Annotated in this window: 12 protein-coding genes; 11 read left to right on the top strand and 1 reads right to left on the bottom strand. The window is 70.7% G+C overall.

The genetic code is table 11. The features are described 5' to 3' along the window. The 11 genes from Q8Q85_06135 to thiL form a co-directional block, all read left to right on the top strand. Positions 1 to 198, top strand: a 198-nt coding sequence (locus Q8Q85_06135; protein MDP3773831.1) for a biotin transporter BioY, incomplete at its 5' end; no start/stop codon positions are given. A 31-nt stretch (positions 199 to 229) separates the two neighbouring features. Then, positions 230 to 1072 carry a 3-hydroxybutyryl-CoA dehydrogenase gene (locus Q8Q85_06130; GenBank protein ID MDP3773830.1) on the top strand — a complete coding sequence of 281 codons (843 nt, stop codon included), beginning with the start codon at positions 230 to 232 and terminating at the stop codon, positions 1070 to 1072. After that, positions 1069 to 2223, top strand: a complete 1155-nt coding sequence (locus tag Q8Q85_06125) for an acyl-CoA dehydrogenase family protein (protein MDP3773829.1) — start codon at positions 1069 to 1071, stop codon at positions 2221 to 2223. Before Q8Q85_06130 ends, Q8Q85_06125 begins: the two co-directional genes overlap by 4 nt. A gap of 18 nt (positions 2224 to 2241) precedes the next feature. Further along, positions 2242 to 3297 (top strand): Glu/Leu/Phe/Val dehydrogenase dimerization domain-containing protein, encoded by a 1056-nt coding sequence (locus Q8Q85_06120; protein MDP3773828.1) that lies wholly within the window; start codon positions 2242 to 2244, stop codon positions 3295 to 3297. Further along, positions 3294 to 4586, top strand: coding sequence for a serine hydroxymethyltransferase (glyA, locus tag Q8Q85_06115; protein ID MDP3773827.1), 1293 nt, complete (start codon positions 3294 to 3296; stop codon positions 4584 to 4586). The genes Q8Q85_06120 and glyA overlap by 4 nt, the downstream gene beginning before the upstream one ends. A 61-nt stretch (positions 4587 to 4647) precedes the next feature. After that, positions 4648 to 5046 carry a hypothetical protein gene (locus Q8Q85_06110; protein MDP3773826.1) on the top strand — a complete coding sequence of 133 codons (399 nt, stop codon included), beginning with the start codon at positions 4648 to 4650 and terminating at the stop codon, positions 5044 to 5046. Between the two features lie 24 nt (positions 5047 to 5070). After that, complete coding sequence (locus tag Q8Q85_06105) at positions 5071 to 5262, top strand: hypothetical protein (protein MDP3773825.1); 192 nt, start codon at positions 5071 to 5073, stop codon at positions 5260 to 5262. A gap of 4 nt (positions 5263 to 5266) precedes the next feature. Beyond that, the gene (amrB, locus tag Q8Q85_06100) at positions 5267 to 6085 is read left to right on the top strand and encodes an AmmeMemoRadiSam system protein B (protein MDP3773824.1); all 819 of its coding nucleotides are present in this window, start codon (positions 5267 to 5269) and stop codon (positions 6083 to 6085) included. Further along, entirely contained in the window at positions 6082 to 7635 is a 1554-nt protein-coding gene (locus Q8Q85_06095) for an NAD(P)H-hydrate dehydratase (protein ID MDP3773823.1), read from the top strand. Before amrB ends, Q8Q85_06095 begins: the two co-directional genes overlap by 4 nt. Positions 7636 to 7874: 239 nt before the next feature. Then, a complete protein-coding gene (locus Q8Q85_06090) occupies positions 7875 to 9302 on the top strand; it encodes a hypothetical protein (protein ID MDP3773822.1) in 1428 nt (475 codons plus the stop codon). 21 nt (positions 9303 to 9323) lie between these two features. After that, complete coding sequence (gene thiL, locus Q8Q85_06085; protein MDP3773821.1) at positions 9324 to 10286, top strand: thiamine-phosphate kinase; 963 nt, start codon at positions 9324 to 9326, stop codon at positions 10284 to 10286. Positions 10287 to 10502: 216 nt separating this feature from the next. On the opposite strand, the gene Q8Q85_06080 is transcribed toward thiL, so the two are convergent. Next, positions 10503 to 10871: ATP-binding protein (locus tag Q8Q85_06080; protein MDP3773820.1), on the bottom strand; the 369-nt coding region annotated here is incomplete at its 5' end.

Here is a 10871-nt window from a genome sequence, read left to right as displayed (position 1 = left end):
CGTTCCACCCTCGCCGCATTGGCCGGCATCGTCACCATTCACGTCGGCGGCGCGGCCCAGCTCCTCGTGCTCACCGGAAGCGCCCAAAGCGCGATCGCCATGGGACTCGTCCCGTTCATCCTGGGAGACCTGTTGAAGGTGGCCGTCGCCGCGCTGGTTATCCGGCGCCTCCTCCCCACCGCGCGCGCGCTCCGCTGAGCGCGCTCGTCGCATTCGGTGGGACGGCCGAGTGAAGAAGGTGGCGGTCGTGGGCGCGGGGCAGATGGGCAGCGGCATCGCCCATGTCTTCGCGCACCGGGGCTGGGATGTGAAACTCGTGGACGTATCCGCTACGGCGATCGAGAAGGGCCTGGCGGCAATCCGCGGCAACTTCGACCGGCAGATCACGAAGCGTAAGGCCACCGAGGCGGACCGCGACTCGGCCCTCGCGCGCATCACGACCTCGACCGAGCTGGCGGCGGCGGACGGCGAGCTCGTGATCGAGGCCGCTTCCGAGGACCGTGACCTCAAGCTCTCCCTCTTCGCCGAGCTGGACCGGCTCGCCCCGAAGACCGCCATCCTCGCCAGCAACACCAGCTCCATCTCGATCACGAGCCTGGCGGCGAAGACGTCGCGGCCGGAGGCCGTCATCGGCATGCACTTCATGAACCCGGTGCCGGTGATGGCGCTGGTCGAAGTGATACGAGGTCAGACAACTTCCGACTCGACCACGGCGGTCGTGATGGACGTGGCGCGGCAACTGGGCAAGACGCCGGTCGAGGTGAGCGACTATCCGGGCTTCGTCTCCAACCGCGTCCTGATGCCGATGATCAACGAGGCGATCTTCTGCCTCATGGAGGGCGTGGCGAATGCCGAGTCCATCGACACGGTGATGAAGCTCGGCATGAACCACCCGATGGGGCCGCTGGCCCTCGCCGACCTGATCGGGCTCGACACCTGCCTGGCCATCATGAACGTGCTGCACGAGGGGCTGGGCGACGACAAGTACCGTGCCTGCCCGCTGCTCAAGAGGATGGTGGCCGCTGGACACCTGGGACGGAAAACGGGACGAGGGTTCTACCCCCACTCATGACCGCGACGCTCAACGACACCCAGCGCCAGATCCAGGAGCTGGCACGCGACTTCGCCCGCGAGAACCTCGCGCCGCACGCCGCGCGCTGGGATGCCGAGAAGCACTTCCCGCGCGACGTCATTCAGAAGCTCGCCGAGCTGGGCTTCTTCGGGATGCTGATCCCGGAGGAGTACGACGGTCTCGGCCTCGACACCCTAACGTATCTGCTCGCGCTGGAGGAGATCGCGGCGGGTGACGGCAGCACCGCCATCTCGATGGGGGTGCACAATTCGCTCCCCACGCAGATGCTGCTACGGAACGGCTCGGAAGCGCAGAAGGAGCGCTGGCTGAAGCCGATGGCGCGGGGCGAGCTGCTGGGCGCGTTCGCGCTCTCGGAGTCGGAGTCGGGCTCCGACGCGGCGAGCCTGCGCGCGCAGGCCGTACGCGGGGGCGACGGATGGGTCCTGAACGGCGCCAAAGCGTGGGTTACCAACGGCGGCACCGCGGGCGTGGTGGTCGCGATGGTGCGCACGGACCGCGAAGGCGACCGGCGCGGGGCACACGGCATCAGCGCATTCATCGTGCCCACGGACGCACCCGGCTACCTGGTCGGCAAGCCCGAGGACAAGATGGGGCTGCGCGCGTCGAACACGACGTCGGTCTTCTTCCAGGACCTGAAGCTTTCGGCCGATCATCTGCTGGGCGAGGAGGGGCGCGGCTTCATCTACTCGCTCCAGGCGCTGGACGGTGGGAGGCTGGGGGTGGGCGCGCAGGCGTGCGGCATCGCGCGCTCAGCGCTCGAGCACGCCGTTGCGTACGCCAAGCAGCGGAAGCAGTTCGGAGAAGCCATCGCGCAGTACCAGGCCATCCAGTTCAAGCTGGCCACGATGGCCACGGAGCTGGCCGCGGCGCGCGCTCTCCTCTACGAGGCTGCGCGGCGCCACGACGCCGGTGACCAGAGCGCCGCGTGGACCAGCATGGCGAAGCTGTTCGCGGGCGAGATGGTGATGCGGGTGACGACCGAGGCGGTGCAGGTCTTCGGCGGGTACGGCTACATGCGCGACTACCCGGTCGAGCGCCTGATGCGGGACGCCAAGGTCATCACGATCTATGAAGGGACATCCGAGATCCAGCGCGTGATCATCGCGCGCGAGCTGCTGGCGAACGCCTAACGGAGACCGGACGCTTCAATGGAGCTTTTCGAGCTGTTGGCCGAGCACGACCACGAGCAGTTGTTGTTCTGCCACGAGCCCTCGAGCGGCTATCGCGGATTGATCGCCATACACAACACCACGCTCGGCCCGGCGCTGGGGGGCACGCGCTACTGGAAGTACGCGTCCGAGGATGAAGCGGTCATTGACGCGCTGCGTCTCTCCAAGGGGATGACCTACAAGGCGGCGGTCGCCGGGGTCAACCTGGGCGGTGGCAAGTCGGTCATCATGGCCGACGGGAAGGGGATCGACCGCGAGGCGATCTTCCGGGCCCACGGCCGGTTCGTCGAGTCGCTGAAAGGGCGGTACATCACCGCCGAGGACGTCGGCACCAGCCCGCCGGACATGGACTACATCAAGCTCGAGACCGACCACGTGGTGGGGCTCCAGGGCCGCTCGGGGGATCCTTCGCCGGTGACGGCGCACGGCGTCTATCGCGGCATCAAGGCTGCGGCCCTCTCGAAGTTCGGGAGCGACTCGCTGAAGGGGAAGACGGTCGCGGTGCAGGGGTGCGGCCACGTGGGCTACTACCTCTGCCAGTACCTTGCGGAGGAGGACGCGAAGCTCGTCGTCACCGACATCGCGGCGGAGAAGGTCAAAAAGGTGGTGGACGAGTTCAAGGCGAGGGCGGTGAGGCCGGACGAGATCTACGGGGTGGAGGCCGACATCTTCGCGCCGTGCGCGCTGGGCGCGGTCGTGAACGACAGGACGCTGGCGCAGTTCAAGGTGAAGGTGATCGCCGGCGGCGCGAACAACGTGCTGGCCGAGCCGCGGCACGGCGACGAGCTGGAGAAGCGGGGCATCCTCTACGCGCCGGACTACGTGATCAACGCGGGCGGGCTGATGAACGTGAACGGCGAGCTGGAGGGGTGGTCGGCGGAGCGCGCCCACCGCAAGGCGGGCGAGATCTACGACACCATGCTCAAGGTCTTCGAGCTCGCGAAGGAGGAGGGGCTTCCGACCTACCGAGCGGCGGACCGGTTGGCCGAGCGTCGGATCGCCGCGGTGGGGAAGCTGAAGAGGACCTGGGTATGACCTCCATGAACCCCGTCGAGCCCTCCCCCGACCTCCTCGCCTCCGACCCCGCGGTCGCCGCCATCATCGCCCGCGAAACGGCGCGCCAGGCCGAAGGCCTGGAGCTGATCGCCTCCGAGAACTTCGCCTCCCCGGCGGTGCTCGCCGCCATGGGCTCGTCCCTGACCAACAAGTACGCCGAGGGATACCCGGGCAAGCGCTACTACGGCGGCTGCGAGATCGTGGACGAGGTCGAGACGCTGGCCATCGTGCGCGCCAAACAGCTCTTCGGCGCGGCGCACGCTAACGTCCAGCCGCACAGCGGATCGCAGGCCAACTTCGCCGCCTACCTGGCCGTGATGCGGCCGGGCGACACCCTCCTCGGCATGGCCCTGCGCCACGGCGGCCACCTCACCCACGGGGCGGCGCCCAGCGAGTCGGGGAAGATGTTCCGCGCCGTGCAGTACGGCGTGCGGGAGGACACCGGGATCATCGATTACGACCAGGTGCAGAGCCTGGCTCGCGCCGAGAAGCCCAAGGTCATCGTCGTGGGCGGCAGCGCCTATCCGCGGGTGATCGACTTCGCCGCGTTCGCCGCGATCGCCAGGGAGGTCGGCGCGGTGCTGGTCGTGGACATGGCGCACTTCGCCGGATTGGTGGCCGCCGGTGTCCATCCCTCGCCGGTGCCCCACGCCGGCATCGTGACCAGCACGACCCACAAGACCCTGCGCGGCCCGCGTGGCGGCCTGATCCTGTGCACCGAGCAGCATGCCAAGACGGTGGACAAGGAGATCTTCCCCGGCTCGCAGGGCGGTCCGCTGATGCACGTCATCGCCGCCAAGGCCGTCGCCTTCGGCGAAGCGCTCCAACCGTCGTTCAAGGACTACGCGCGACAGATCGTCGCCAACGCACGCGCCCTCGGCGACGCCCTCATCGAGCGCGGGTACGCGCTGGTCTCCGGTGGCACGGACACCCACCTCCTGCTAGTGGACCTGCGCGCCAAGGGCCTCACCGGCAAGGAGGTCGAGGAAGCCCTCGGCCGCGCTGGGATCACCGTCAACAAGAACACCGTGCCCGGGGACACCCAGTCACCCTTCGTGACCAGCGGGGTCCGGATCGGCACGCCGGCGCTGACCACCCGTGGCATGAAGGAGCCGGAGATGCGGACGATCGGCGGGCTGATCGACCGCGCCATCACGGGCCGCGCCGACGAGGCCGGGTTGAAACGGGTGAAGGGTGAGGTGCTGGAGCTGGCCGAGCGGTTCCCGCTCTACGGTCTGCCGGCACGCCCGGCGGCCCTCCTCGCTTGACCCGCTTCCCCGTTGGTACATAGGTTGTGCCCATGATCATGAAGACCGTCCAGGGGCTCGCTTGAGCCAGCTCGAGTTCGCCGACGACGTGCTGGCGCGGATCCGCGACCGCTCGGGCCGCTACGACGAGCGCGCCTATCTCTTCGTGCTGGCGGCGCTCGAGTACCACCAGGGGCGGTTGGCGGAGCGCCGGCACGTGACCGGCGAGGAGCTGGCGGGCGCCTGCCGCGACTTCGCGCGGGACCAGTACGGCCTGCTCGCCCGGTCCGTCCTCGAGCACTGGGGCATCCTGGCCACCAGCGACATCGGCGAGATCGTATTCACGCTCATCGAGGTGGGACTGCTGAAGGCGCAGGAGACCGACCGCATCGAGGACTTCATCGGCATCTACGCTTTCTCGGATGCATTCGAGGCGGGATACCCCTGGGGCGCCTGGCGGGAGGAAATCAGGCGGGTGTAGCGGCGCTGGGAGGAGGTGGCTGCCATGGAACGCGAATGGCCCCCGTGCAGGAAATGTTCAGCGGGGATGCTGATCCCGCTCTCCGACTACGGGCGCGACGGCGCTCCCATCACCTACAAGGCCTGGGTGTGTACCAATCCGGAGTGCGGCTTCAACATCCGCATCGATAACGGCGAGATCTCGTTCGGCCGCACCATCGGCCAGTCGCACAAGTAGTCGCTTGCGCATCCGCCACCCCGCCGTCGCCGGTCTCTTCTATCCGGCGCAGCCCGCGGCGCTGCTCGCCGCCGTCCAATCGCTGTTGGGTGACGTCGAGGCCGCGCCGTCGCCCGCCATCGCCTCCATCGCGCCGCACGCCGGCTACGTCTACTCCGGTCGGACCGCCGCGGAGGTCTTCGCGCGGGTCGACGTGCCGCGGCGCTGCATCGTGGTCGGGCCCAACCACACCGGCGCCGGGAAGGCGGTCCATGCCGGGAGCGTGTACGCGGTCGGTACCCTGGTCACGCCGGCCGGAGAGGTCCCGGTGGACGAGACCCTCGCGGCGGCGCTCCTCGCGGCCTGCCAGTTCCTCGAGGACGACCCGGACGCGCACCTCCGCGAGCATGCGGTCGAGGTCGAGCTGCCGTTCCTCATGGCGCGGTGCCCGGACGTGATGGTCGTTCCGATCGTCCTCGGCTGGGACGACTGGCCGCGCACCCGGGCCCTGGGCGAGGCGCTCGCGAAAGTCGTGCGGGACGCGACGGAGCCGGTACTGCTGGTCGCCAGCTCCGACATGAACCACTACGAGTCGGCGGAGGTGGGCGGCGCGAAGGACCGGCTCGCGCTCGAGCCCATCGAGCGGCTCGACGGCGAGGCGCTGCTCGAGGTCACGAAGAAGCACCGGGTCACGATGTGCGGGCGCGTGCCTGCCGCCGCAGTCCTTCACGCGGCGCGGCTCCTGGGCGCGACGAAGGGCGAGCTCATCCACTACAGCCACTCGGGGATGGTGACCGGTGACGACCGCCAGACCGTGGGATACGCGGGAGTGATAGTGCGATGAGTGTCGTGCCCGTGTTGTCGGCGGCGGAAGCCGCCGAGTGGGACCGCTTCGCGCGCGACTTCGCCAAGATCCCGAGCCGCGTGCTCATGGAGTCGGCGGGTCGCGCCGTGGCCTCGCTGGTCGCGCGGGAGTTCGGTGCGCACCTCGGCGACGGCGTGATCGTGGTGTGCGGGAAGGGGAACAACGGCGGTGACGGCTACGTAGCCGCGCGCGCACTCGCCGCGCTCGGGGTCTCCGTCACCTGCGTTCCCGTCCCCGGCGAGACGTCGCCGGACAACGGAGAGAACCGCATCCTCGCGGGGATGTATGGCGTGCGCTTCGGGGGTCCGGACGACCACTGGGGCGGCCAGGGCCTCGCCATTGACGCGATCCTCGGCACCGGGTCGCGGGGCGCGCCCAAGGACGTAGCGGCCGCCTGCGTCGAGCGCATCATGCGCCTCAACGTCCCGGTGGTCGCGGTGGACGGCCCCACGGGGCTCTGCCTGACGACGGGCGAGGTGCACGCGCCGTGCGTGCGCGCGGCGCTCACGGTGACCTTCGGCGCGTTCCGTCGCGGACACCTGCTCCAGCGCACCGTATGTGGGGCCATCGTCGTCGCCGACGTGGGTTTCCCGCCGCCCGACCCGGCGTGGCCCGGCATGGTGACGGACGGCTGGTTGCGCGAGGTCCTCTCGCCCTTCAGCGCCGAGATGCACAAGGGCGAACGCGGCCGCGTCCTGGTCGTGGGCGGCAACGAGGGGATGGCGGGCGCCGCGGTGTTCTCGGCCAAGGCGGCGCAGCGCTCGGGCGCAGGCCTGGTGAAGATGGTCGCGCACGAGATGACGGTGCGCGCGTCGCAGGCGAGCAACCCCGACATCATGGCCGTGCCGTCCGCGCTGGTGGACGCGGGTGAGGACGCGGTCGCCGAGGCGCTCCAATGGGCCGACGCCGTGGTCCTCGGCCCGGGGCTGGGCCGCGGGTCGGCGCGCGACGCCTTCGCCCGCGCGGTCATCCGCGGCACGACCTGCCCGATCCTGATCGACGCAGACGGCCTGCACGCCTTCCGCGGCGCGGCCGACGAATTGCGCGGCCTGCTGACGGGACGCCGCGCGCTGCTCACGCCGCACCGCGGCGAGTTCGCCGCGCTCTTCCCCGACCTGGCGGAGCGGACCCGCCGCGACCCGTTCGGCGCCGCCGTCGCCGCGGCGGACCGGGTGCGGCAGTGCGTGCTCCTCAAGGGCGTTCCGACGGTGATCGCCGCGCCCCAGCTGCCGCCGCTCGTCAGCGCGTCGGGTAACCCCGGGCTCGCAACCGGCGGAACCGGCGACGTCCTCGCGGGGATGGCCGCATGTTGGCTCGCGCGCGGCGCGCCCCCGCAGATCGCCGGCGCGGCGGCAGCGCATGTACACGGCCGCGCCGCGGAGGACGTGGCCCAGCACCGCTCGGTGCGCACCCTGCGCCCGGACGACCTCCTCGGTGTGCTCAGCCCGCTCTGGCGCGAGCTGGCGGAGAAGGGACCGTCGGTGGATCCTCCGGTGCTGGCGAGGCTCGAGCCGCCGGCAGTGCACTGACGGCGATGCGGACGAAGGAGAGCAGGGCAGAGGTGGTTAGGACTTGGAGACGGCGCTTGGCGGCCCTACTCCTTCTCTCCCCTTTCTCCCCTCTCTCCCCTTTCTCCCCTTTCTCACATTTCTCCCCTGTCTCATCCATCCTCGCCCAGATCGCACCATCGCGACTGTGGCGCCCCGAAGACCGCGCCCTAGTCACCGACCTCTCCCGCGTCACCGCCCTCGCCGCCACCCGCGCGGTCGTGTACGCCGCTACGCCGCAGGGCCTCGCCGTCTACGATCGCGCGTTCATGGCCTGGCGTGAGACGCTCGGCGCGATGGACGGCTTCCCCGGCGGACCGATCACCGCGATGGCCGCCGACCCCGGCGACGACACCGCATGGCTCGGCGCGACGGGACGCTGGATATCGTACCAGCCGCTGGGCCGTCGCTGGGACTCCGGTCCGCTGCCCGGCGCGGTGGACGAGGTCGCGCTCGACGCGAGCAATCCCTCGCGCGGCGCCTACTTCCATGCGGGTGGCGGGTGGTACTTCGTTCCGCGCGGCGGGGTTGCCGCCGAGCGGGCCCTGGACGTGCCCGCCCCGGGAAGGCGACTGGCCTCGCTGACCATGTCTCAGCTCCTCGCCCGCGCGCCGGCGCTCGACGTGGTCCGCATGCGGATCGAGCGCGACGATCAGCTGCGCACCTACGCGATGACGGCCGCCGCGACCGTGCCCGTGACCAACGAAGTGTTCATCGGGACCAGCGGCAACGGGGTCTTCCGCCTGGACCTCGCGACCTACGCGCTCGACCGGCTCGAGTCCGGGCTGCCAAGCCTCGCCGCCGGCGGCGTGGCGGTCTTTCAGGGGCAGGTGTGCGCGGGGAGCGACACGCGCTTCACCCGAGGCAGGCGCGGCATCGCGTGCCTGCGTGACGACCTGACGACGTTCTCCTATTACGAGGGCCAAGGGCTCGCCGGGCTGCCCGGGAACGTGGTGCGGCGGCTCGTCATGACGCCGCTCGCGCTGTGGGCCGCCACCGACCAGGGTGCGCTTCGCATCGAGCGGCGGAGCGGCGAGTTGCGGCGCTTCGTCACGCGCGACGGCCTCCCATCCGACGACGCGCGGGCGCTCGCCCCGGCGCCCGGTGGCGTCTGGATCGGCACCTCCCGCGGCCTCGCGTTCGCGCCGGATTCGGGAGCGCGCACGCCGGTCACGCCGGTGGGCGGCGATGGCGCCGTGCTCGCGCTGGCTTACCGCGCCGACACGCTGTGGATCGGATCGGCATTCGGCCTCGAAGCCATTCTGCCGGGCGATGCGCGGCCGGCGGCGGTAGTGGGGCCGCTCCTGCTCCGCGAGCCGGTCGTCGCCTTGGCGATCAAGGCCGAGACGCTCGTGGTCGCGACGGAGTCGCGTCTGGCGGTGCGCGCCGGCGAAGAATGGCGGGTCCTGGATCCACCCGGGCCTTCGGTGGGGCGGATCACCGCGATGGCAGCCGACCGCGACGGCTTCTGGATCGCGGGCACCAATGGGTTCGCGTTCTTCCAGCCGGCGCGCAACGTGTGGAACGCGCTCACCTTGCCCGGCGATGTCCCTCAGCCGGTGAGCGACATCGCCGCGGGCCGGGACCACGTGTGGGTGGCGACGCCGGTGGGGCTGGTGAGGTATTCGAAAAGTGTGTTGGTCCCGTGATCGGGGCGGAACGGCCTCGCGATGCTTGACACTCCTCTCGGGCCCGGCCGCGAGTTCGACCGCATCCGGCGGATGGCGGAGCGGTGGCGCGAGCGCGCGCACGGCTTGGGCGACGACTGCGCGCTGATCGAAGCCGGCGGCGAGATCCTGGCCGTTTCGGTGGACTTGTCGGTCGAGGGCGTACACTTCCGGCGCGACTGGATCGAACCCGCGGAGATCGGGTATCGTGCGGCGGCAGCCGCATTGTCCGACCTGGCCGCGGTGGCCGCGGAGCCCATGGTGCTGCTTCTTTCGCTCGGGATCCCGGCAGACGAGAGCGACGCTGTCGTGGACGCGATCGCGGATGGCGTGGGAGACGCGGCCGCGGATGCCGGTGCGCTCATCGCAGGCGGCGATCTCTCCCGCGCCGACCAGCTGCTCCTGGACTGCTGCGTCATCGGCCGCGCGCCGGCGCCGGTGCCGCGGCGCGGTGCGAGGCCGGGGGACCGACTCGTCGTGACCGGCTCACTCGGCGGACCGCTGGCGGCGCTTTCCGCGTGGCAGGCTGGGGACCACCCCTCGGTCGAGGCCCGCGCGCGGTTCGCGCGGCCCGCGCCGCGCCACGCCGTAGCCAGGTTCCTCGCGTCTCACCGCGCGCGGGCGATGATCGACATCTCCGACGGGCTGGTCGGAGATCTCAGGCACTTGCTTGCCGCCTCGGAAGTCGGCGCATCGTTGTGGGTGGATCGCATCCCCGTGCTGGCCGCCGCCGCGGCCGCCGCGGAACGGCTGGGTGAGCCGGCCTGGCGCTTCGCCGCGCGGAGCGGGGAGGAGTACGAGCTGCTCGCGGCACTCCCAGCGGACGTGACCGACCAGGACCTCTCGCACGCGCCAGTGGCGGTCACCGTCATCGGTGTCTTCGAGGAGACGCTCGGCCTGCGTGCGACATCGGGTGGCCACGCGGTCTCGCTTCCAGCCGGCTTCGACCACTTCCCGCGGGGCTGACGGTGCGCACCATCCCCTTCCTCGTAGCACTCGTCATCGGCACGATCTGGTACAGCTCCAAGGCTGTGCTCGCGGCCCTGGTGCGGTGGCCGCGGCGTTCGGGGGGCGTGTACGACACGACGGGCCGAGACTGGGCCCGCCTGGTCCTGTGGGCCGCGGGCGTGGAGGTGGCGGTCGAGGGCGTGGGGGCGGAGGCGGAGGGGGAAGGGGAGGCGGTTATGGGCGCGGGAGCGGGGACTGCCGGGCGCTGGAGGGGGGGGGCGCGACCGCCTCGGAGGGAGGCGGGGCGGGAGCTTCCACGTTCGCAGCCTGGACCGGCAGGGTCAGTCTGAAGGTGGTTCCCTCGCCGACGCGGGAGGAGACCTCGATAGCCCCGTTGTGGTCCTCGATGATCCGGTGGGCGATGGCCATCCCGAGGCCCGTCCCCTTCTCCTTGGTGGTGAAGAAGGGATCGAAGATGTGGGGGAGGAGTTCGGAGGGAATGCCGACGCCGGTGTCGGCGACCAAGATCCGGATGATCTCCCGGGCACCGCCCTCGGCAGCGTTGGTGAGGCTGAGCGAGGAGCGGGGAGCGACGAACAGGCG

The organism is Gemmatimonadales bacterium (genome assembly GCA_030697825.1).
Taxonomy (GTDB): Bacteria; Gemmatimonadota; Gemmatimonadetes; order Gemmatimonadales; family JACORV01; genus JACORV01.
Note: the sequence above shows the minus strand (reverse complement) of the source record. Positions and strands in the feature narration are given on the sequence as shown.